The organism is Cupriavidus sp. 2KB_3 (assembly GCF_052115685.1).
GTDB classification, from domain to species: Bacteria; Pseudomonadota; Gammaproteobacteria; order Burkholderiales; family Burkholderiaceae; genus Cupriavidus; species Cupriavidus campinensis.
On the sequence record NZ_JBFRHD010000006.1, the window covers coordinates 13695 to 33960 of the forward strand.

Annotated in this window: 21 protein-coding genes; 8 read left to right on the top strand and 13 right to left on the bottom strand. The window is 68.0% G+C overall.

The genetic code is table 11. The features are described 5' to 3' along the window. Positions 1–32: 32 nt before the first annotated feature. The 3 genes from AB4120_RS07545 to AB4120_RS07555 all read right to left on the bottom strand — a co-directional run bounded on the left by AB4120_RS07545 (position 33) and on the right by AB4120_RS07555 (position 3360). The gene (locus tag AB4120_RS07545) at positions 33–1481 is read right to left on the bottom strand and encodes an aldehyde dehydrogenase family protein (RefSeq protein ID WP_149138647.1); all 1449 of its coding nucleotides are present in this window, start codon (positions 1479–1481) and stop codon (positions 33–35) included. Between the two features lie 77 nt (positions 1482–1558). Next, positions 1559–2278: a TenA family transcriptional regulator gene (locus AB4120_RS07550; RefSeq protein WP_144199753.1), complete on the bottom strand. Its 720-nt coding sequence runs from the start codon at positions 2276–2278 to the stop codon at positions 1559–1561. Between the two features lie 155 nt (positions 2279–2433). Then, entirely contained in the window at positions 2434–3360 is a 927-nt protein-coding gene (locus tag AB4120_RS07555) for an ornithine cyclodeaminase family protein (RefSeq protein WP_149139359.1), read from the bottom strand. A gap of 335 nt (positions 3361–3695) precedes the next feature. On the opposite strand from AB4120_RS07555, the gene AB4120_RS07560 reads away from it, so the two are divergent. Genes AB4120_RS07560 through AB4120_RS07575 form a run of 4 tightly spaced genes read left to right on the top strand, consistent with a single transcriptional unit; the run spans position 3696 to position 6348 of the window. Further along, positions 3696–5234: a hypothetical protein gene (locus AB4120_RS07560; RefSeq protein ID WP_149138648.1), complete on the top strand. Its 1539-nt coding sequence runs from the start codon at positions 3696–3698 to the stop codon at positions 5232–5234. Between the two features lie 48 nt (positions 5235–5282). Further along, positions 5283–5651 carry a 2Fe-2S iron-sulfur cluster-binding protein gene (locus AB4120_RS07565; protein WP_262389723.1) on the top strand — a complete coding sequence of 123 codons (369 nt, stop codon included), beginning with the start codon at positions 5283–5285 and terminating at the stop codon, positions 5649–5651. After that, complete coding sequence (locus AB4120_RS07570; RefSeq protein ID WP_144199759.1) at positions 5642–5947, top strand: ferredoxin; 306 nt, start codon at positions 5642–5644, stop codon at positions 5945–5947. Before AB4120_RS07565 ends, AB4120_RS07570 begins: the two co-directional genes overlap by 10 nt. 44 nt (positions 5948–5991) lie before the next feature. Continuing rightward, positions 5992–6348 carry a 2Fe-2S iron-sulfur cluster-binding protein gene (locus AB4120_RS07575; RefSeq protein WP_149139360.1) on the top strand — a complete coding sequence of 119 codons (357 nt, stop codon included), beginning with the start codon at positions 5992–5994 and terminating at the stop codon, positions 6346–6348. Between the two features lie 41 nt (positions 6349–6389). On the opposite strand, the gene AB4120_RS07580 is transcribed toward AB4120_RS07575, so the two are convergent. Further along, a complete protein-coding gene (locus AB4120_RS07580) occupies positions 6390–7211 on the bottom strand; it encodes an IclR family transcriptional regulator (protein WP_149138649.1) in 822 nt (273 codons plus the stop codon). 171 nt (positions 7212–7382) lie between these two features. Between AB4120_RS07580 and AB4120_RS07585 the strand changes: the two genes are divergently transcribed. After that, positions 7383–8369 (top strand): LysR family transcriptional regulator, encoded by a 987-nt coding sequence (locus AB4120_RS07585; protein WP_441642112.1) that lies wholly within the window; start codon positions 7383–7385, stop codon positions 8367–8369. A 69-nt stretch (positions 8370–8438) separates the two neighbouring features. Here the strand turns inward: AB4120_RS07585 and AB4120_RS07590 are convergent, their stop codons facing one another. Together AB4120_RS07590 and AB4120_RS07595 are read right to left on the bottom strand one after the other, a co-directional pair. After that, positions 8439–8717, bottom strand: a complete 279-nt coding sequence (locus AB4120_RS07590) for a hypothetical protein (RefSeq protein WP_149138650.1) — start codon at positions 8715–8717, stop codon at positions 8439–8441. A gap of 164 nt (positions 8718–8881) precedes the next feature. Continuing rightward, positions 8882–9433: a YggT family protein gene (locus AB4120_RS07595; RefSeq protein WP_149138651.1), complete on the bottom strand. Its 552-nt coding sequence runs from the start codon at positions 9431–9433 to the stop codon at positions 8882–8884. Between the two features lie 174 nt (positions 9434–9607). On the opposite strand from AB4120_RS07595, the gene AB4120_RS07600 reads away from it, so the two are divergent. Then, on the top strand, positions 9608–10060 hold the full coding sequence (locus tag AB4120_RS07600) for a MarR family winged helix-turn-helix transcriptional regulator (protein WP_149138652.1): 453 nt from the start codon (positions 9608–9610) through the stop codon (positions 10058–10060). A gap of 193 nt (positions 10061–10253) precedes the next feature. Then, entirely contained in the window at positions 10254–10985 is a 732-nt protein-coding gene (locus tag AB4120_RS07605) for a glycine zipper 2TM domain-containing protein (protein WP_441642113.1), read from the top strand. A gap of 29 nt (positions 10986–11014) precedes the next feature. Here AB4120_RS07605 and AB4120_RS07610 read toward each other — a convergent pair whose 3' ends face one another. From AB4120_RS07610 to AB4120_RS07620, 3 genes are all read right to left on the bottom strand, one after another. Beyond that, positions 11015–11731, bottom strand: coding sequence for a dienelactone hydrolase family protein (locus tag AB4120_RS07610; protein ID WP_149138654.1), 717 nt, complete (start codon positions 11729–11731; stop codon positions 11015–11017). Between the two features lie 231 nt (positions 11732–11962). Then, positions 11963–12400, bottom strand: a complete 438-nt coding sequence (locus tag AB4120_RS07615) for a hypothetical protein (protein WP_149138655.1) — start codon at positions 12398–12400, stop codon at positions 11963–11965. Positions 12401–12654: 254 nt separating this feature from the next. Then, positions 12655–13263 carry a phospholipase D family nuclease gene (locus tag AB4120_RS07620; RefSeq protein WP_149138656.1) on the bottom strand — a complete coding sequence of 203 codons (609 nt, stop codon included), beginning with the start codon at positions 13261–13263 and terminating at the stop codon, positions 12655–12657. Between the two features lie 164 nt (positions 13264–13427). Here AB4120_RS07620 and AB4120_RS07625 point away from each other — a divergent pair, with 164 nt between their 5' ends. Then, positions 13428–13634: a dodecin gene (locus AB4120_RS07625; RefSeq protein ID WP_144199777.1), complete on the top strand. Its 207-nt coding sequence runs from the start codon at positions 13428–13430 to the stop codon at positions 13632–13634. Here AB4120_RS07625 and AB4120_RS07630 read toward each other — a convergent pair. From AB4120_RS07630 to AB4120_RS07645, 4 genes are all read right to left on the bottom strand, one after another. Further along, positions 13609–14424 (bottom strand): tetratricopeptide repeat protein, encoded by an 816-nt coding sequence (locus tag AB4120_RS07630; protein WP_441642114.1) that lies wholly within the window; start codon positions 14422–14424, stop codon positions 13609–13611. The two genes, AB4120_RS07625 and AB4120_RS07630, sit on opposite strands and share 26 nt — an antisense overlap. A 15-nt stretch (positions 14425–14439) precedes the next feature. Further along, positions 14440–16743 carry a TonB-dependent receptor gene (locus AB4120_RS07635; protein WP_441642115.1) on the bottom strand — a complete coding sequence of 768 codons (2304 nt, stop codon included), beginning with the start codon at positions 16741–16743 and terminating at the stop codon, positions 14440–14442. A gap of 114 nt (positions 16744–16857) precedes the next feature. Continuing rightward, positions 16858–18534, bottom strand: a complete 1677-nt coding sequence (locus tag AB4120_RS07640) for a ShlB/FhaC/HecB family hemolysin secretion/activation protein (RefSeq protein ID WP_441642116.1) — start codon at positions 18532–18534, stop codon at positions 16858–16860. Positions 18535–18669: 135 nt separating this feature from the next. Then, complete coding sequence (locus tag AB4120_RS07645; RefSeq protein ID WP_441642117.1) at positions 18670–20040, bottom strand: collagen-like triple helix repeat-containing protein; 1371 nt, start codon at positions 20038–20040, stop codon at positions 18670–18672. Positions 20041–20266 lie beyond the last annotated feature (226 nt).

Genomic DNA, 20266 nt, shown 5'->3' on the forward strand with positions numbered 1-20266 from the left:
CGTGAAATCCTTAATAACCGGGGACTGACGGCTTAGCAGCCGCGATAGATGGTCTTGATCTGGGTGTAGAACTCGAGCCCCGCGCGGCCCGACTCCCGGAACGTGGAGGTGCTCGAGCGCTTCAGCCCGCCGAACGGCGCGTTGACGAGGTTGCCGGTGGTGGTGCGGTTGATCTTCACCGTTCCGGACTCGATGTCGTGCGCAAAATCGTGCATGTAGCGCGGATTGCGCGTGGCGATGGCGGCGGACAGGCCGTACTCGGAGTCATTGGCCACGGCGATGGCCTCGGCGTAGCTGCCCACTTCCAGGATGGCGAGCACCGGGCCGAAGATCTCCTCGCGGGCGATGCGCATGGTCGGCGTGACATCGGTGAACACGGCTGGCGAGACGTAGTAACCGTGCGAGAAATCGCCTTCCGTCAGTGCCTCGCCACCACACAGCAACGTGGCTTCGGACTTACCGGCGGCGATGTAGCCCAGCACGGTCTCCAGCTGCTTGCGCGTGGCCAGCGGGCCAAGATCCATGCCGGCCGCCATGCCACTGCCGATCTTCAGCGTCCTGACCTTGGCCACGAGCTTGTCCGTGAACGCCTGCTTCACCTCGCGCATGACGAGGATGCGGCTGGTGCCGGTGCACGCCTGCCCGGACAGCGACAGTCCGCCCTTGATGGCCAGGTCCACGGCTTTGTCCAGGTCGGCATCCTCCATCACGATAAGAGGATTCTTACCGCCCAGCTCCATCTGCGTGCGCGTGGTCATCGGCACGGACTTGTGGATCTGCTCGCCCGCCGCCGTGGAGCCCGTGAACGACACCGCCCGCACCGCGCGCGATTCGACGATGGTCGGGCCCACCTCGGCAGCGCTGCCGGTCAGGAAGTTGAGCACGCCCTTCGGAATGCCCGCCTTGACGAAGGCTTCGGCCAGCCGGTAGCCCGAGAGCGGCGCGTCCGACGAGGGCTTGAAGACCACGGTGTTGCCGGTGATCAGCGCCGGCGCGATCTTGCGGGCCGGAATCGACACCGGGAAGTTCCACGGCGAGATCACGGTCACCACGCCCAGCGGTTCGCGCTGGCTGTAGACCAGCATGTCCGGGTCATCGTTAGGATACGTCTCACCGCCGTAGGTCTGTCCCTCCACGGCGTAGAAGCGCAGCGTCTGGGCAGAGCGCATGACTTCGTCGCGCGCCAGCGACAGCGCCTTGCCTTCCTCGCGGGTCAGCTCGGCGGCGATGGCGTCGGCGTTGGCTTCCAGATGCGCGGCGGCATCGTTGAGAATTTTCGCGCGCTTGCCGATCGGGGTTGTCTTCCAGGCGTCGAAGGCGGCCGAGGCGGCGGCCACGGCGGCGGCAGCGTCACGCGCGTCCGAAGCGGCGTGCCGGCTCACGATGTCGCGCGTGTCGGCCGGGTTGAGGTTGTCGGTGGTACGGCCGCTGGCGCTGTCGCACCATTCGCCGTCGATGTAGTTGCGGTACGTCTCGGTCATGACTGTGGCCTTTGCGAACGGGGGCGGGGCGCCCGGCCTTGCCCGAGGGAGCAAGCCGGGGCAGATGCGGGGGCCGCTCAGGCGGCCACGGTCTCGCGCGTGCCGTCCACGTAGTCGTAATAGAGCGCGGTGGTGTAGAGCAGTCGCATCTGGGCGCCAATCTCGCAGATCTTCAGGCAACGCTGCTGCAACTCCGGCGTATTGGCGTGCTCGAGCACGATCTGGTAGCCGCGTTCGCCGTGGATCTCGTCGGAGACGATGTGCAGGTCGAAGAATTCAACTTCCTCATCGGTGAAGCCGTACTTCTCGCGCAGCGTGGGGGTCTGCTTGCGGTAGATCGACGGCACCTGCGACTCCAGGCCCACGACCAGGCCGGCCACGGCCACCACCGGGTCTTCGCGCATGGCCACGGCGTAGCACCAGCTTTGCAGGCCGCGCGTGGTCGGCGACATGTTGTCCGCATCCACCACGCGCTCGCGGGTGGTGCCGCAGGCTTCGGCAAAGCGGATCAGCAGGTCGGTGTGGCGGTCGCCGCCGATTTCTTCCTCGTACATATTGGCCAGCAGGAAGTCCTTGGCCTCGGTCATGTGGTCCGGCGTGCGCGCATAGATATAGGCGAGATAGTCCGCGAACGGGCCCACGTAGTGATAGTGGTTCTCGGCCCAGCGGGCGAGGTGGTCGCGCGAGAGCGTGCCGCCGGCCCATGCCTTGCTGAAGGGGGCCTGGTTGGCGCTCTTGCCCTTGATTGCGTTCTCGAGGGCGGCGCGGAAATCTTCACGGTTCATCAGTTCGGCCATTTGGGGGCTCCTGTTTTGACGAGGGGTGGTTCAGGGGTGGTTGTGAGCCGCGACGTGAGAGACGTCTTATCTGCGGCGGGTTTGAATCGGAATGCTGTTTGTATACTTTCTGCAATCGGATCTGGGCGGCAGAAGGCAACTGGGCACAGGGCGCCTCAGCCTTTCCCGGCCTCCGCTTCGGTAATCCGTCGATAGGCCATGCCGGCCAGGGCGATGTCCTCCAGGCCGACGCCGACCGACTTGTAGATCACGATGTCGTCCGCGTGGCGGCGCACTGGCTTGCCCAGCAGGACATCGGCCAGTTCCACGATCTTGCTGTCGGGCAGCACCGCCTTGTCGGCCAGCACCAGGTCGCCCGCCTCGCGCAGCGACTGCGGGCGCCACTCCACCACCACGGTGGCGGCGCGGGCCAGCGCGGTGTCGTCGAGTTCGCGGGTGTGGGGCAGGCTGGAGCCGATGGCGGCGATAAAGGTGCCCGGCTGGATCAGCTCGCCCGAGAACAGCGGCGTGGTCGAGCGCGAGGCGGTGACGATGATGTCGGCCTGCGCGGCGGCCACGGCCGGATCGGCAAAGGTCACGGGGATGCCGCACTGCGCGGCGAGCCGGTCGGGCAGCCCCGCATCGGCATAGGGATCGACCACCAGCACGCGGCGCAGCGGCAGCGCGGCGGACAACTGCGCCGCATGCTGCACGCCCTGCGTGCCGGCGCCGAACAGTGCGAGCGTGGCGCTCTCCGGCCGGGCCAGCCGCTGCGCCGCCAGCACCGTGCACGCTGCCGTGCGCAGCCGCGTGATCGCGCCCGCATCGAATGAAGCCAGGGGGCGGCCGTCAACGGTTGAAAACAGCAGGATGACAAATGAGAACTGTCCTGCGATCGTCGTATATACCTTGGCCCCCGCCACCTCCTGCTCCGGAATCACCGCGCCAAGCGTGGAAAGCTTCACACCGCCCGCCTCCGTCCGGATCCGTTCCTGCATCGCGGCCGCGCCGCGTCCAAAACTCTGGAAGGCCGCCAGCATCGCCTGCTGGGCGTCCTGGGCTGTCACGTGTCGGTCGATTCGTTCGTCGGTGATATGGAGCATGTTCGATGGGGGCTCAAGGCTGTTCTGGCTCGATTCGGTATACAGTCTACACATGACCGGAAAAATTGCTAGCGCTGATGCATCGATATTTTTTTGGAGCGCGCCTTCCAGGGTGGTGCGTGATGCGCTGAAACCGTGCACTGACGCGGCTTTTCGCACCGCATTGGGGGATTACCCCAAGCCATGCAGGTTTCGCTTGTTCGGAAGCATCAACGGGATATAGTATACAAATTAGATCGACGCACAGCGCTGCACGCACGCAGCCAAGAGGTCGACGGCAGGTTTTATTTCATCCGCCCCCACAAGGGCCCCAAGATCAGGATCAGGGGAGCCTCATGCAACAAACCGTAGAAATCGGCCTGGCACACTGGGTGTATCTGCTAGGTGTCGCAGTCATCGTCTTGACGATGATCCTGCGGGCCAACGTTGTCGTGCCGTCGATAGTCGGCACCTTCCTCGTGATCCTCGCCATCACGGGCAACCCGGTCAGCGCGTTGGGGGGCATCTTCTCGGCCAGCCTCGTCGCGGCCAAGGAACTGTTCAATATCTTCCTGGTGATCGCCTTCATGACGGCGCTGCTCAATGCGCTGAAATCGTTGCGATCCGATATCCGCATGGTGGAGCCGTTCCGCCTCGTCATGAAGAACGGGCATAGCGCCTACTTCATCCTGGCGGGCATCACCTATGTGATTTCGCTGTTTTTCTGGCCCACGCCGGCCGTGCCGCTGGTGTCGGCCATCCTGCTGCCCGCGGCCATCGCCGCCGGGCTGCCGCCGCTGGCCGGCGCCATGGCCATCGCCATCGCGGGGCAGGGCATGGCGCTCTCGTCGGACTACGTGATCGGCGTGGCGCCGGGCATCAGCGCCAAGGCGGCGGGCGCGGCGGTCAGCGCTGCCGTGGTGGCAGACCGGGCGCTGATCCTGTCGATCATCACCGGCACCATCGCGCTGACGCTGGCCTATCTGTCGATGCGCCGCCACATCGTGCCGGCCAACGGCGCGCTGCTGGACCGCTGGCAGGCCCGTGCCACGGGCGTGGACACGGCCATGGAAGCCACCGGCACCTTCGACAAGGCGGAGATTGCGCGCGGCACGCAGCACCCGGAACCGCTCGCAACGGACGCCAATATCGAACAGAGCCTGGCGATGGTGGCCAAGCGCCGCATCAAGTGGTCGAAGTTCTTCGCGGTCCTCACGCCGGTAGCCTTTATCTGCGTGGTGTCGTTGATGGTGCTGCCCAAGCTGGCCGCCGGCATGCCCGACCTCAAGGGCGGCGCGGCAGCGGCGCTGGTGGGCGGCGTGGCTGCGCTGCTGATGATGCTGGCCACGCTGGCCGCCGAAGGGCCGCGCAAGATGCTCGACGTTTGCCCGGAGCACATCACCGATGGCTTCGTGTTCGCGTTCAAGGCAATGGGCTCGGTGCTGCCGATTGCCGGCTTCTTCTTCGTGGGCGCCGGCGAGACCGCCGCGCAGATCCTGGGCGTGGACGCCGGCAAGGCGCCCAGCCTGCTGTTCGAGCTGATCCAGGCCTACCAGCACATGATTCCGGACAACCACGTGTTCGTGGCGTTCGGTGTGCTGCTGGTGGGCATGATCACCGGCATCGACGGCTCCGGCTTCGCCGGCCTGCCGCTCACCGGCACGCTGGCCGGCGCGCTGGGCCCGGTGGTGGGTTTCGACTCCGCCACGCTGGCAGCGGTTGGCCAGATGGGTGCGGTCTGGACCGGCGGCGGCACGCTGATCGCCTGGTCCTCCCTGATCGCCGTGGCCGGGTTTGCGCGCGTGCCCGTGCTCGATGCGGTGCGGGCGCTGCTGCTGCCCGTGCTGGCAGGGCTGTTCGTTTCCACGATCTGCGCGATGCTGCTCTGGCACTGACGCCGGGCACCGCCGCTCCTTTCATCCGATTTCAGCGAAGTCATCAACATGCCGAAAGTCGTCTTTCACAAGCACGGGCAGGTTTTCGTGGACGAGGTCAAGCCCGAGACCAACCTCGTCGTCCGCGCCGGCATCAAGCAGTTTCCGTATCCGAACCTGCGCTACGAATGCGGCATGGGCAAGTGCTCCAAGTGCGCGTGCCGCGTGCTGGCCGGCGCCGAGCACCTGCCGCCGCCGAACTGGAAGGAAAAGAAGCAGTTGGGCGAGCGGATCGACCAGGGCTTCCGGCTCGCCTGCCAGATCTGGCTCACGCATGACATCGAGCTGGAGCAGGAGGAACTGCAGCCAGAGACCCAGGCACAAGAGACTCAGGCCAAGACTCAGGCCAAGACCGCGGCCCAGACGTCATGTTCGTGATCCTGACCAGCAAGCCGGGCCAGTTCCGCACCGAGCCCGTGCCCGGCGTGGAGCCGGTGGAGACCTACGAGTACCTGTTCTACGGCCGCCCGAAGGCGATCTTCGTGATCGCCACGCTGCACGGGGCGGTGAAAGTGCCCGTGATCGACGAAACCGGCGGCCCGGACGCGCCGCCGGTGGTCAACCACGTGCCATCGAAATTCCTCGAGCGCTTCGACACGCTCGACGCTGCCCGGGCCGCGCTGCAGGCGCTGGCGCACTTCGGCAGCATGGACCTCTCTTTAAGGAAACAATGATGCGGGCAGATATCGAGACGGCTGCCGCCGACACCACCGGGGACATGGGAAGCGGGAGCGGTAGCCCCGCGCCCGTGGCGCCAATAGCGGCGCCGGAGATCCGCAAGGTGGAAATCGAGTTCGTGACAAATGCCGGCAAGACCGTCAGCGCGCCCGCCAACAGCAACCTGCTGCGCGTGTCGCTGCGCGAGCAGGGCGGCATTCCGTTCAAGTGTGGCGGCGGGCTATGCGGCACCTGCAAGTGCCACATCGATCGCGGGCTGGAGCATACGGACGCGGTCAAGCCCAAGGAGCGCAAGCATCTGAGCGATGACGACCTGCGCGCCGGCTTCCGCATGGCCTGCCAGACCTTCGTCAACGGCGATATCGCGGTGTCCTGGGAACCGAAGCCGCGGGTCTGAGCCCGTCTTCAGCCCAGGTCCGCCGCCCCAGGTCCGCCGCCCTAGGTCCGCAGGCCGACCAGCCCGGAAATCTTCTCCGAGGCTTCCAGCAGCGGTGGCAGGAAGCGATCCGCCATCTCCTGCGCGCTGGTGCGGTTGGCCTGCCCGCTGATATTGATGGCGGCGATGATCTGCCCGGCGCGGTTGCGGATGGGCGCGGCCAGCGAGACCAGCCCTTCCTCCAGTTCCTGATCGTTCTGCGCCCAGCCGCGCGTGCGGATGTCGGCAATCAGCGCCTTCAGCTGGTCGATGTCGGTCACGGTGCGGCGCGTGCGCGCCTCCAGCGCGGTGTCGCGCAGCACGCGATCGAGCGTGTCTTCATCGAGCCCCGACAGCAGCACGCGCCCCATCGACGAGCAATAGGCCGGCAGCCGGCTGCCGATGGACAGGTTGATCGTCATGATCTTGCGTGCCGGCACGCGCAGCACGTAGACGATCTCGGTACCGTCGAGCACGGAAATCGAGCAGCTTTCATGCACCGACTGCGAAAGCGCCTCCATGATTGGCTCGGCCAGGTTCCAGAACGGCATCGAGGTCAGGTAGGCGAAGCCGAGATCGAGGATCTTGGGCGTGAGGCGGAACTGGCGGCCATCGGCCTGCACATAGCCCAGCCCCACCAGCGTGAGCAGGATACGCCGCGCGCCAGCCCGCGTGAGGCCGCTGGCCTGGGCGATCTCGGTCAGCGTCTGGGTCGGGTGGCGGGCGTCGAACGCGCGGATCACGGACAGCCCGCGTGCGAAGGACTGCACATAGCTGTCGCTCGGCTTCTCTGCGGACGGGGCGCCCGGCGTGCGGGAGGTTTCGGTATCGGCAGGGCTCGCCATTGCGGAATGGGCTGGAAATTGGCTCGGAAAGGCCGAAAGGGTAGTGGAAATGCGCCCGAATCGCTAGTGCGGGGCGATCGGCCACACCCCGCCGCGACCGACCGCCACGCTGACGGACGCCCCGCTCTCCCTCATAATGTGCGATCGCAAAATGTCGCAGGTATCGGGTCAGTGAACGAAACAATTCAGTGGAATGATTGGGAGGCGTTCTGCTGCGTCGTCGAGCAGGGCACCTTCACGGCGGCGGCCGCAGCGCTGGACTGCCCCAAATCCCGGGTGTCGGCCGCCGTGGCGCGGCTGGAAACGGCCATCGGCGCCAAACTCCTCGAGCGCACCACGCGCCGCATGCGCCTCACCGATGCCGGGGGCGCGGTCTATCGCGACGTCGCCCCGCTGTTCGCGCGGCTGCGCGAGATCCGTCAGGAAACCCTGGCGCGCGAGGAGCGTGTGCAGGGCATGCTGCGCATCGCCACGCCGTACGAGTTCGGGGCCCAGCAACTGGGTGGTGTGATCTGCCGGACACTTGCGGCACATCCCGCCCTGGATATCACCGTGGAGATTTCCCAGGGTCTGGTCGATCCGATCCGCGAGGGCTTCGACATCGCCTTCGTTACGGTGGAAACCGAGCTGCCCGACTCCGGCACCATCGCCCGGCGCATCTGGCACGTGGAACGCGGCCTGGTGGCCGCGCCCTCGCTGGCGGCCAGCCTGCCAGCGCAGATGCACCCGGAAGATCTCTCGAACATGCCGACGCTGGCCACGCCCGGCGTCTCGGTCTGGGAGTTCGCGCGCGATGGCGAGCGCATCTCGGTGCCGATCCGGCCGCGCATGCAGACCTATAACGCCGAGCTGCGCATGCAGGCGGCGCTGGCCGGGCTGGGCATCGCCCGGGTGCCGATGACGGCCGCCGAGACGGAGATTGCGCAGGGCCGGCTGGTGCGGGTGATGCCCGACTATCCGCTGCCGCCGCTGCGGGTCTTCGCGCTGCTGCCAGACCGGCGCCTGCAACCGCGCAAGGTGCGCGCGTTCATGGAAGCCATCGAATCGATGATGGGCGCGGACCTCGGCGATCTGGCCGAGCCGGCGGCGCGGATGGCGCCCGCGGCACAAATCGAGGCCTTCGAGCGGATGGAGCGGATGGAGCAGGGGGAAGTCTAGCGGGGCGAGGGGAGCGCCCCGGGGGTGCTGCCGGGCGGCGTTGCGCCGCCCTGGGTACCACTACGCGGCTCAGGCGCCTTCGCTGAACTGGTCGCGTTGCTCGGTCACGGTGCGGGCGCCTTCCGAGTACACGTCACGCTTTTCCGTCACGCTGCGCGAGCCTTCGGTGTAGACATCGCGCTTTTCGGTCGCGCCACGGGCGCCGTCGGTGAACGGGTCGGCACGGCCGACGTGGCCGATGGCGCCGTCGAGGCGGGCCAGGTCGGTGATCGACTGCGAAGCCTGGGCAGCGGTGGCGCCAGCGGCCAGGCCGAGGGCGAGGAGGGAGAGGGCAAGGGTCTTCTTCATGGTTGTGCTGTTCCTACTTATTGGCAGAGATCGCGGTGGGTCCGCGGTGGCTGTAATGTAGGCTTCGGCACGCACAGGAAAAAGGGTAAATCCTCGACAGACTGTCCAGCGATCTGGACAATAAGGGTTAACCCTAGGGGGTCGATTTATGCTAGCCTTGCGGCTCAGATCACGCCACGGCTCACGCTGGCAATGACCATCAGCAGGATCTGGGCGATCACGAACAGGATCAGCGGCGAGATGTCGAAGCCGCCCAGGCGCGGCACCACCCGCTGGATCGGGCGCAGCAACGGCGCGGTCAGGTGCCAGAGCGCCGGCGCCATCGGCGACTGCGGGTTGACCCACGACAGGATGGCCATCAGCAGCGTCACCCACATCACCATGCTGATGCCCCACTTGAGCACGTTGAGCAGGCCCAGCGCCAGGATCACGGGCAGGAAGGCGAGCGGATCGGCATCCAGCACCAGCGCGCGGCAGACCAGGAACAGCACGGCGGTCAGGTAGGCGGCGATCAGCGTGGCCCAGTCGATGCCGCCGAAGCCCGGAATGATGCGGCGCAGCGGCCGTACGAGCCAGTCCGTGACCTGGAACACGCCCTGCGAGACGGGATTGCGCGACGGCAGCCGGGTCAGTTGCATCCAGAGGCGCAGCAGCAGCGCCATGCCGAACAGCGTGAAGACGGTATCAAGCAGGAACAGGACAATTTCCGTGAACATCGGGCGGATTTCCGGGTTGGCGGTGTTAGGGTGTCGGTCTCCGCACAGATTCTGCCATACCCGGTCCGGCGCGCACGCGGAAATGCGTGCCAGCGCACCGGAGGATGCCTGCGGGCACACGGTGCGCTTTTATAATGAGCGCCGGATTTCCCCCTCTGCAAAACTGATTCTTCAATGCCACGCAAGCCCGCCGCGCCCCAAGCCGCCCTGACCAAGCAGGATTTCGAGGCGCTGTCCGATTTCCGATACCAGTTGCGGCGTTTCCTGCGGTTCTCCGAAGACGCCGCGCGCGCCGAAGGCGTGACGGTGCAGCAATACCTGCTGATGCTCCACATTCGTGGCTCGGCGGACCGGAACTGGGCCTCGGTGGGCGAGCTGGCCGAGCGGCTGCAGGCCAAGCAGCATGGCGTGGTGGCACTGGTCAACCGCTGCGAGGCGGCCGGGCTGGTCAGCCGCAAGGTGAACCCCGATGACCGCCGCGTGGTGCAGATCCACCTGCTGGCCAAGGGCGAGCGCTGCCTGAACCGGCTGGCGATGCTGCACCGGGCCGAACTCGAGTCCCTGCGCAACACCTTCCGCGTGGCCCGCATCACGGCGTTCAACGACGACGGTGCCGACCGGCTTTGATCGGCGCCTGATCGACTCCTGATCGACTCCTGATCGGCTCCCCCGATCGGCGCTGAGCGCGCCCCGGGGCGGGCACGACAGCGCGGGTTACAGTCCGTTACCCATCACAATCTCCGGTGACACCTGCCGCCCGGCCTCGGCCCTAGACTCGCGCGCATCATCCACACGCGCATTGGCCGCAGGAGTCTCCACCATGTCTTTCCCGTTTCGTTCCACGGCGTTGGCCGTCATCGCCGCCGGCGCGCTGGCCGGCTGTGTCACCGCGCCGTATGGCAATGGTTATGCCGACGGGTACGGCACTGGCTATGGAGGCGGTTACGGCGGCAGCTACGGCAGCGGCTACCCGCAGCAGGCGGGGTATGGCACCAGCGGCACGCAGATCAGCGGCGGGTATCCGGCGCAGTCGTATCCCCAGTCGGGCTATCCCCAGTCGGGCTATCCCCAGCAGCCGGCATACCAGCAGCCGGGCTACCCGCAGTCCGGCTACCCGCAGTCCGGCTATCCCCAGGCGTCCTACCCGCAGCAGCCCGGTTACGACCAGTACGGCTATCCGTCGGCGCAGGCCGGCAATGGCGGCGACCCGTACGCGGTGCGCTATGGCTGGGTGGAATCGATCGAGATGGTGCGTGGCCAGCCTGTGGACACCAGCGGCGTCGGTGCGGTGATCGGCGGCGTGGCGGGCGGGCTGCTTGGCCACCAGGTGGGCGGCGGGCGCGGCAACACCATCGCCACGATTGGCGGCGCGGTGGCCGGCGCCGTGGCCGGCAATGCGGTGGAGAAGCAGACCAACACCGGGCCGGCGGCCTACCGGGTGCGGGTGCGCACCAACGACAACGGCTACCTGACCCTCACGCAGGCCAGCCCGTACAACCTGCGTTCGGGCGACCGCGTGAAGATCCAGAACGGCGTGGCCGTGCCCTACTGAGTGAGGCTTAGCGCGGCTTAGCGGGGGACTCAGGACAGCGCGTTGGCCAGGAAGGTCAGCGCGCGGCCATGGGCCAGCGCCGCCGAGCGCTGGTGGAACGAGGCGCGCGCCCAGCAGTTGAAGCCGTGATCGGCCTGGTCGTAGACGAAGACCTCGGTGCCGCGCTTGCCGGCCACGGCCTGGCGCACCTGTTCCACATGCTCGGGCAGGATGTGCTTGTCCAGCGCGCCATAGTGGAACTGCACCGGCACGTTCAGCGCGGCGGCCTCGTGCAGATGGTTCTGGATGCCGCCGCCGTAGTACGGCACGGCTGCATCGACCATGCCGCGCGCCGCCGCCAGGTACGACAGCAGCCCGCCGAAGCAATAGCCCACCGCCGCCACCTTGCCGCCCGCGCCAATCTCGGCGCGCAGCGCGGCGGCCGTGGCGCCGATGTCGGACACCGCGGCCTCCAGGTCCACGCCGGTGCGCAGCGCCATCGCCTTCTCCCAATCCGCGCCGCTATAGCCCAGCTCCACGCGCGGGGCCTTGCGCCAGAACACGTCCGGGGCCAGCACCACGTAGCCGTCCGCCGCGTACTGGTCTGCCACCGCGCGGATGTGCTCGTTCACGCCGAAGATCTCCTGTACCAGCACGATGCCGGGATTGCCGGGCTGCTTGCCGCCCGGCGGCAGGCTCAGGTAGGCGTCAAAGCTGCCATCGGCGGTGTCGATGCGAATCCAGCGGCTATCGGGCTTGGTCGTCATGATGCGAACTCTCCAGGGTTTGAGGCAATTTCCATCGTGGAACCCAGAAGTGTGCCATTCCTGTTGCATTCATGCAGGCGGGTTCATTTGCGAAAACCGTGGACAAAAACGCGCGCAAAAAAATATGCCGGCCCCGCGGGGACGGGGCCGGCATGGGGCCGCGCAGGGGATGGCGGCTCAGGGCTGCATCTCTATATAGAGGGCCGGTGGGGCGATGGCCCGACCAGCGCCTTACCAGCGCAACTGCACGTTCTTCTCGCCAGGGCTCAGGGTGGTCCGCTTGGACCTGCCCTCGAACGTGGCCACTACCTGGTACGACGCGCGCGGGCCCTTGATCAGGCAGCGCGGGCCGGTGGACGTGAACTCCGCCACCTGCTTGCCGTTCCGCAACAGCTTCACGTTGACGTCCGAGAGGTACTCGCCCCGGCCGCCCTGCGTGAACAGCAGGCCCATGTCATACCCGCGGGCTGCGCTGTTCATTTCCGCCTGTTCGTCCGCCGCCACGCCACCGCACATATAGGTGAACGGACCGGCGCTGGACGTGGTCATGTCGGCGCGGGCGCCCATCGACAAGCCCAGCGACGCCACGGCCACGCCGATGACGCACAGCGCGCGCGCCCCTCGGCGCACGCGTTTCTCGGTGTACTCGGTGTTCTGATTAGTATGCATACATCCTCCTGCCAGGTTGGCCGGCGCGCGCGAGGGCGATCTACGACCAAGGCGATGCGAGAGGGCAGGCTCGAGACATCGCCGGACAGGTCTGATCGGGGGGATCATGGCTGGCATGACCCCGGGCAATAGCCGTTCGCGGCATCCGGGGATACACACCTGAAGTAGATACCGGCGTGGGCGGCCGGTCTGTCAGCGTTTGGCTGATCTTGCTGCGGGAGGATGCCGAGGGGCCGGCGGCCCCTGGCGTGTGATCAGTACGCGGAGGACTGCTCGAAGCGGGTGCGCCAGTTCTCCGTGTAGGCGCGCACCACGGCGGCGTCGCCCCGGATCAGCATGCCGTTCTCGGCATTACGCTGTTCGGCCGACTTGGTGAAGTTGAACGAGCCGGTGAAGACCGCCTGGTCGTCGAAGACCATGACCTTGTTATGGGCGATGGCCGGCTTGGTATCGATCACCACGGGAATCCCCGCATTCTTGAGGAAGGTGGCGCTGGTGTAGCGCTCTGACACCTGGCTCTTGTCCACGATCACGCGCACGTCCACGCCGCGCTGGTGCGCATCGGCCACGGCCTTGGCGATCTGCGCGTTGGTGAACGAGTAGGCCTGGATCAGCAGCTTGCGGCGCGTGTTGTGGATGGCGTCGATCAGCATGTCCTGGCAGCTCGGGCCGTCCGGCACGAAGCAGAGCGTATAGGTGCTGCCGGCCGCGAACGCGCTCGGGCGCGCGGCGGGCGTGAGCGCATCGGCCAGACGTTCGAGCGTGGAGGTGGTGCGGGCCTGGGCCACGGCGGCGAGGCCGGTGGCGGCAACCATCAGGCTCGCCAGGGCGAGCCGCTTGCAACGGCGAAGGGAAGGAAACATCAGGTTACAGAGTGGTGGCAGAAGTTCAGCGGCCCGCAGCGTAACAGTGGATGCGGCCCTTCCGCAACCCGCGCAGGGACATCGGCGGCGTCCGTGGCCCTTGGGCTTGCCGGACATGCTGCCTATGATGGAAGGCACGACGCCAGATAAGACAGGAGACCTCCATGACGGACCACACCTACAAGCTGGTTGAAATCGTCGGCTCGTCCGCCGACGGCTCCGACGGTGCCATCCGCAACGCCATTGCCAAAGCCGGTGAAACCATCAAGAACATCGACTGGTTCGAAGTGGTGGAAACGCGCGGCCATGTGCAGGACGGCAAGATCGCGCACTTCCAGGTCATGATCAAGGTGGGCTTCCGGGTGAACTGAGGGGCACCGCCGGGGCGCCCGGATGGTTTTGGGCGCCCTGGGCACCTTGCACCGCATCCGCCAGCGCGCGTAGCGCCGGTTGCGGCGCCGCGCGCAGCCAGTGCAGCATCTTTTCGACGAACGGCGCATTGGCGGTCACGGCAGCGCGCCGGACCCACGCGCGTGCGGGTGTCTCATGCCCGCCCAGCGCCAGCATGCGCGCGTGGTTGAAGCAGCCGCGGAAGTCCCCGCCGGTTGCGGCGCGACGGTAGTGGTCCGCCGCGCAGGCGAGGTTGCGCGCCACGTGCCAGCCATCCTCATAGAAGCCCCCGACGATGTTGAGCGACTTGGCATGGCCGCGCGCCGCCGCGCGTTCGAACCACGTGAAGGCGGCGGCGCGGCTGGCGGCAATGCCGCGCCCGAGTGCCAGTGAGGTGGCGAAGTTGTACATCCCCCAATCGGAGCCGCGCAGGGCGGCGGTGTGGAACCAGTGCGTGGCGGCGCGCGCATCGGCCGCCGTGCCCCAGCCGTTCTCATAGCAGCGGCCGACGAGGTTGGCGGCGCCCGCGTGTCCGCACAGCGCCGCCCGCTTGAACCAGTAATGCGCGCGGGCCGCGTCCGGCGGCACGCCCCGCCCGGCCAGGAACCACTGGCCGAGCGTCATCTGCGCATCGAGCTGGCCACCCATGGCGGCCGCGCCGAGCCAGCGCAGCGCCGGCCCGGGCGGGCCGGCCAGCATCTGGCGCAAGGCATCGGGCGCAAGCTGGCCCAGCTCCAGCGCGGAGGCCACGCGGAATGGCAGCGTATCCATGCCCGCCTCCGGCCGTCAGTAGCGCAGCGTGAGCGTCAGCGTGGCGGCGCGTCCCGGCGCCATGGTGGCGTAGTGGTTGCGGTGCGCCTGCGCGTAGTAGGCCTTGTCGGTCAGGTTCTGCAGGTTGAGCTGCACGCTGGCGAACTTGCTGAGCCGGTACGCGGCCATCGCGTCAAAGCGCCAGTAGGCCGGCACCCACTTGGTATTGGCCTCGTTGCCCCAGACCTTGGACATGTAGTTGGCGCCGCCGCCGAAGATCAGGCCCGGCAGCACCTCGTAGGTGGTCCAGAGGCTGAAGCTGTCGGCCGGCGTGTTCGGGAACACGTTGCCGTCGGTGGCGCCGTTTGCCGCGCCCTTGCCACCGTTCCTGCGCAGCCGGGCCTTCTGGTGGGTGTAGCCGCCGAACACGGCCCACCTGGCCGTGACGTTGCCGGCGAAGCCGAGTTCCACGCCATCCACGCGCCGCTCGCCGGCCATGCGCGCACTGCCGTCCTGCTCGATGATCCGCGTATTGTCTGTATCGATGCGGAACACGGCGGCGGTCAGCGCCAGCTTCTCGCCCAGTACATCCCACTTGGTGCCCAGCTCCACCGCGCGGCTCTTCTCGGGCGCGAGCTGGTCGCCGCGATTGCCGGCGGCATCGGGCGCCAGCGCGTTGATTTCGGCCCCCTGGCCGAGGAACGAGCCCGCTGGCGTGGACGACGTGCCGACGCTCGCATAGACGCTGCCCCACGTCACCGGCTTGTAGACCGCGCCCAGCTGGTAGTTGAGCAGCGTGTCCTGCCGGGAGAACTGGTTGCGCACGCCGCTGGCATTCGGCGCCTGCGTCAGCGTGGTGTCATAGCGATCCAGCCGCAAGCCGGCGTTGACCAGCCACTGCGGCGTGATCTCGGCCGAGTCGAACAGGTAGGCCGATAGCGTCCGCGTGCGCACATCGGTAGGCCGGTGATTGCGCTGGATCGTGCCTGCCCACGGATCGGCCGGATCCGGATCGAACACGGTCGTGCAGTTGTAGCCGCTGGCCGCGCCGGCGCCCTTCGCGCAGCGGCGGTCGCCGGTATCGACCTTGTAGGTGTCCCAGTTGGCCTTTTCCTCGGAGAATTCCACGCCCGCCACGTACTTGTGGCCGATGGCGCCGGTACGGAAGCTGCCGGAGAGGTCTGTCTGGTTGGCCACCGTGTCGACCGTGCCCACGCGCGTGTTGGCGCGCCGCCAGAGCAGGTTGTAGTAGGTGTTGCCGAGGTTGGAGTCCGGCTGGGTCCAGATGAAGTCCTGCTCGGTGCGCGAGAGCCGCGTCTGGTTGCGCAGCTTCAGGGCCGGGCTGAAGTCGTGCTCGATGCGCAGCGTACCGGTGTCGTTCTGCTGCTTCTGGAAGTCGCGGTTCAGCAGGCCGTAGTAGGTGTCACGCGGCACGTCGAGCGGCCGGCCATCGCCGGTCGGGCGGACCCGGGGCAGCCCGTCCTTGCGTGCGGTGTGCGACGCGTTGTTGTACGGGATGCCGACGTCGGGCTGGTCGTCGCTCTGCAAGTGGTACCAGGAGGCGGTGACGCGTGTGGCGGTGCCCAGGCCGAGAGCGACGGATGGCGCCACGCCCCACCGGCTCATGCGCGCGGCGTCGCGCCCGGGGATGTCGCTGCTGTGGGACATCGCGTTGAGCCGCACGGCGGCGTGCTCGCCCACGCGCCAGTTGCCGTCCACCGTCGCGCGCACGTACTCGGCATTGCCCACGCCAAGGGTGCCTTCGGCGAAGTGCTCCAGCCGGGGCGCCTTGCTCTGGATATTGATCGTGCCGCCGGCGCCGCCCCGCCCGTCATAGGCGCCGGCCGGCCCCTTGTTGACCTGCACCGACTCCACGTTGAACATCTCGCGCGACTGCGCGCCGATGTCCCGGAAGCCGTCGAGGAAGGTGCTGGCCTGCGCGTCATAGCCACGGATGAAGGGCCGGTCGCCGATGGGATTGCCGCCTTCGCCCGCGCCAAACGTGATGCCGGGCACGGTGCGCAGCACCTCCGTCAGGCTCGTGGCGGCGGTCGTGCGGATGACCTCCTGCGGAATCACGCTGACCGAGCGCGCGGTGTCGCGCAGCGCCTCGGGGTCCTTGGGCGATCCGGTGGACGCGGCGCGGAAGCCGCCGTGGCGCTCCTCGCTCACGGTGGCGGGTGGCAGTTCCACCTGCGCCAGCGCCGCCACGGGCACGGCGGCCAGGGCCGCGCCCACGGCCTGCGTCAGCCGGGGCAGTGACGCCCCGCCACGGCCTTCGGCTGCTTCGTCGGATTGGGACAATGTGGCCGATCCGGCCACGACGCGTGAGACCTGCATGACAACCCCCTGGTACGTGCTGATGTGCGCAAATGCGAGCCATTCTCATTTGCGCACGACGCAGGGGTCAAGGATCGAACTGCACCAAACCGCCTCAGCGGCTGGCGCGGGGCATCAATCGAACTGGTACGACCACAGCAGGTTGAAGCGCGGCGAGCGATGGCTCGCATTGGTGGGTTTGTCGCCCACCGGCTGGGCCACCGAGATATCCATCGTGTAGTAGCGCCGGTCCGAAAAACGTAGGCCGATGGCCAGCGATTGCAGCGTCCGGTGCGAGAGCGACACACTGTTCGAATACACGCGCGCCATGTCCGCCACCAGGAACGGCTGGAGCGTCTTCAGATAGGTGAAATCCACCGTGAACAGCCGGTTCAGCTCCGCCGAGGCGCCCCAGCCCTTGTCCCCGGCCACCTCGCCCGCCGGATAACCGAGGCCGAAGAAGCGGCCGCCGAAGCTGATCTGCTCGCTCGACGCCAGCCGCTGGTCGCTGAACTGCCCCGCCGCCGAGAGCGCCATGCCGAAGCCAAACGGCAGGTCGTTGGCCTGCGAGGCCAGCAGCCGCGTGCGCAGGAAATTCAGATCGTTCTGATTGTTTTCCCGATTCGCGCCCAGCGCGTCGAAGCCCTTGTAGAGGCCCAGCGTGGCGCTGCGTGTGACGCCTTCGGCACGTTGGACGTAGCCCATCTCCAGGCTCGCCACGCGCACGCTGGTGGACAGCTCCACCTGGCGGCCCGCCCCCGGCTGCACGGCCTGGGTATAGCGCTCGAACTGGCTGTTGGCGTACATCCCGCCGGTCAGCGTCAGCGCGTGGCGGTTATTGAGGATGAGCGGGTAGCTCAGCGTACCGCCCAGCCGCTTGGAATCGTTGACATAGCGCGATTCGAAGCCGATCGGGGCCAGCGCCGCGTTCTCGGGCACGCCACGATAGTGGGAGGCGGTGAGCTTGGCCAGCATGCCTTCGGTGCCGATCGGCTGCGCGTAGCTGGCCGCGTAGTACTCCTCGTTGTCGCGGCCCTTCGGGAACAGCGTGGAGAACGAGAGCTGCTCGCCCAGCGGCGTCAGGCTGTTGGTGGTGGCCGTGGCGATGGCCCGCACGCCGGGAGACATCCATTCCACGCCGGTGCCGAAGGTGAACGGCTTGCGCTTGACCTCGAGCACCATCTCGCAGGCGCCGTCCGTGGTGGTGGGCGGCTGCACGGTGGCCGCCACCTGCATGCCCGGCTGCTGCGCCAGCACGTTGACATAGTGCTCGAAGCGCTCCTGGCGCAGCGGCCGGTCCCGCTTGAGCTGCTCGGCGATCTTCCGCAGCCGCGCCTCGGCGGGGCCGGGCTTGCCCCGCACGGTGACGTTGGCGACGTAGCCCTCCACCACGGTGACCAGCACGTCGCCATTCTCGAAGGACTGCGCCGGCACGAAGGCGAACGAGAGCGGGTAGCCAGCGTCCTTGTAGAGCTGCGTGACGGACTCCGCGGCCTGGAGCAACTCGGCGACGGTGACCTCGCGGTTGGCGAGCGGCGCGAATTTGGCCGCGATCTGGTCGAAGGGCAGCGTCTTCGCGCCCTCGATGCGGAAGTGGCGCGGCGTCAGGCGCGAGGCCAGCAGGTTCTGCAGGGCGGCATCGGGCCGCTCCACCTGCACGGTGACGTTGCTGTCGGCCGGCTTGCTCGGCGCAATGCGCGGCAGGGTCTGGGTCGGGTCGCCCTGCACCGGGCCCCGTTCGGCAAAAGTGAGACTGCAATGGCAGGCGCCGGCGCTGAGCAGCAGCGCGGCAACACGGATGCGTGGTCGCATGGCAATACCCCTGGCAAGAAAGAACTGCTTCGCGGCTATGCGTGGCGTGCCACGGCGGGCGGGGATGCCGCTATCCCCGCCGCCTTGCGGTGGCCGCTACGCTTGTCTTGGAAGTGCGATGTCGACGGGAGGTCGTCAGCGCCGCGTGCCGCCTGCCGTGCCGAGTGCGCCGGTCAGGCCGCCAACCAGTCCGCCGACCAGCCCGGTGACCGGGGCGGTGATTGGCGCCAGCGGGTTCGCGGGCTTGCTGCCGCCCGTGCCGCCGCTGGGCGTGGTCGGGGCAGGCGTGGTGCTGGCCGGCGCGTTACCGCCAGTCAGCCCGGCAACCAGGCTAGTCACCGGCGCGAGCGGGCTGGACGTCCCGGTGCCGCCGCCAGCGTTACCGCCCGTCAGGCCAGACGTGATGCCGCTGACCAGCCCCGTCACCGGCGCCAGCGGACCGGCGGCGCTGCTGCCACCGCCGGTCAGGCCCCCGGTCAGGCCGCTGACCAGCCCCGTCACCGGCGCCAGCGAGCCGGCGCCGCCCGTGGCCGGGCCGTTCACCGCACCGCCGAGGGATGCCACCGTGTTGCCCGTGCCCGTGACGATGCCGCCCACGCCGGACACCCCTGGTGTCTGCGTCGATTGCAGCGACGTGCCGGCCGTCGCCAGCGCGCCGCCTACCGTGGTCAGCTGGTTGCTGACCGGCTGGCCGAGGCCGGTGGCCGCGCCCAGCGTCTGTGTGCTGCTGGTCAGCGTGGAGGTGAGCGGCACGATGGCCTTGCTCACGCCGCTGGTCAGCTGCTCGACCGGGCCCGTGGAGAGCGCGGTGCCGAGCTTGCCGCCGGCATCGGTCACGGCGCCGCCTACCTGCGAGACCACGCCGCCGAGCGGGTTGGTGATTGTGCCGAGCGGCGCCAGCGGGCCGCTGCCGAGGCCGCTGACCGCGCTGCCGGCACTCGTCACCGCGTTGCCGACCTGCGCGACCACGCCGCCGGTGCTGGCCACCGTGGTGCCCAGCGGGTTGGTGGCGTTCGGCATATTGCCGAGCCCGTCCTGCACGCCGGTGCCCAGCGTGTTCACGGCGCTGCCGAGCGCGGTCACCACGCCGGCCAGGCCGGTCTGCGTGGCCGGCGACACCACTGGCAGGTTTGCATCCTTGATGGCCGTGCCGACGTCGGTCACGGTATCGCCCACGCCCTTCACCACGCCGCCGGCGTTGCTGACGATGGTGCTGGTGGGTGTGAGCGCCACCGTGCCGCCGCCGCCGTTGTCTCCACCTCCACCTCCACCTCCGCCGCCACCACCACCACCGCCGTTGTTGCTCGTATCCGTGCCGGTGCCGCCCGTACCGCCCGTGCCGCCGATGCCGCCGATGCCGGCGTTGCTGCCCGAGCCATTCGAACCACTGGTGCCACTGGTGCCCATCGACGTAGACCCGCTGCCGCTGGCGCAGCCGCCCAGCACGATGAGCGAACCGAGCAATGCCGACAGGGCGATGTGCTTCGCGAACGTTTGATTGCGCATGACCTTTTCCTTTTTTAGTTTTTCCCGACTCGCCACGTATGCGTGGCGGTGCATGCCATTGCGCAAACGGTGTGCCATGGCAGGCAACGGCCGGCGGGCATGCCATGCGAAAGGAGGGAGGCGTCGCGGAGAGGCGCGTCAGGCAAGCGTTTGCGGGGCGCGGGCTCAAACGCGCGCATGAAGCGGGCGGGGCCGGCGTGGCGCGGCGGCGTGTGGCGTGGGCGGG

Excerpts from the sequence above, each read along its gene's own strand:
- AB4120_RS07620 (WP_149138656.1), bottom strand. The coding sequence starts at position 13,263 with ATGTTTCCTTCCCTTCGCCGTTGCAAGCGGCTCGCCCTGGCGAGCCTG.
- AB4120_RS07560 (WP_149138648.1), top strand. The coding sequence starts at position 3,696 with ATGCAACAAACCGTAGAAATCGGCCTGGCACACTGGGTGTATCTGCTA.
- AB4120_RS07590 (WP_149138650.1), bottom strand. The coding sequence starts at position 8,717 with ATGAAGAAGACCCTTGCCCTCTCCCTCCTCGCCCTCGGCCTGGCCGCT.
- AB4120_RS07630 (WP_441642114.1), bottom strand. The coding sequence starts at position 14,424 with ATGGATACGCTGCCATTCCGCGTGGCCTCCGCGCTGGAGCTGGGCCAG.
- AB4120_RS07625 (WP_144199777.1), top strand. The coding sequence starts at position 13,428 with ATGACGGACCACACCTACAAGCTGGTTGAAATCGTCGGCTCGTCCGCC.
- AB4120_RS07600 (WP_149138652.1), top strand. The coding sequence starts at position 9,608 with ATGCCACGCAAGCCCGCCGCGCCCCAAGCCGCCCTGACCAAGCAGGAT.
- AB4120_RS07635 (WP_441642115.1), bottom strand. The coding sequence starts at position 16,743 with ATGCAGGTCTCACGCGTCGTGGCCGGATCGGCCACATTGTCCCAATCC.
- AB4120_RS07605 (WP_441642113.1), top strand. The coding sequence starts at position 10,254 with ATGTCTTTCCCGTTTCGTTCCACGGCGTTGGCCGTCATCGCCGCCGGC.
- AB4120_RS07595 (WP_149138651.1), bottom strand. The coding sequence starts at position 9,433 with ATGTTCACGGAAATTGTCCTGTTCCTGCTTGATACCGTCTTCACGCTG.
- AB4120_RS07570 (WP_144199759.1), top strand. The coding sequence starts at position 5,642 with ATGTTCGTGATCCTGACCAGCAAGCCGGGCCAGTTCCGCACCGAGCCC.
- AB4120_RS07610 (WP_149138654.1), bottom strand. The coding sequence starts at position 11,731 with ATGACGACCAAGCCCGATAGCCGCTGGATTCGCATCGACACCGCCGAT.
- AB4120_RS07545 (WP_149138647.1), bottom strand. The coding sequence starts at position 1,481 with ATGACCGAGACGTACCGCAACTACATCGACGGCGAATGGTGCGACAGC.
- AB4120_RS07640 (WP_441642116.1), bottom strand. The coding sequence starts at position 18,534 with ATGCGACCACGCATCCGTGTTGCCGCGCTGCTGCTCAGCGCCGGCGCC.
- AB4120_RS07575 (WP_149139360.1), top strand. The coding sequence starts at position 5,992 with ATGGGAAGCGGGAGCGGTAGCCCCGCGCCCGTGGCGCCAATAGCGGCG.
- AB4120_RS07565 (WP_262389723.1), top strand. The coding sequence starts at position 5,283 with ATGCCGAAAGTCGTCTTTCACAAGCACGGGCAGGTTTTCGTGGACGAG.
- AB4120_RS07555 (WP_149139359.1), bottom strand. The coding sequence starts at position 3,360 with ATGCTCCATATCACCGACGAACGAATCGACCGACACGTGACAGCCCAG.
- AB4120_RS07645 (WP_441642117.1), bottom strand. The coding sequence starts at position 20,040 with ATGCGCAATCAAACGTTCGCGAAGCACATCGCCCTGTCGGCATTGCTC.
- AB4120_RS07580 (WP_149138649.1), bottom strand. The coding sequence starts at position 7,211 with ATGGCGAGCCCTGCCGATACCGAAACCTCCCGCACGCCGGGCGCCCCG.
- AB4120_RS07550 (WP_144199753.1), bottom strand. The coding sequence starts at position 2,278 with ATGGCCGAACTGATGAACCGTGAAGATTTCCGCGCCGCCCTCGAGAAC.
- AB4120_RS07615 (WP_149138655.1), bottom strand. The coding sequence starts at position 12,400 with ATGCATACTAATCAGAACACCGAGTACACCGAGAAACGCGTGCGCCGA.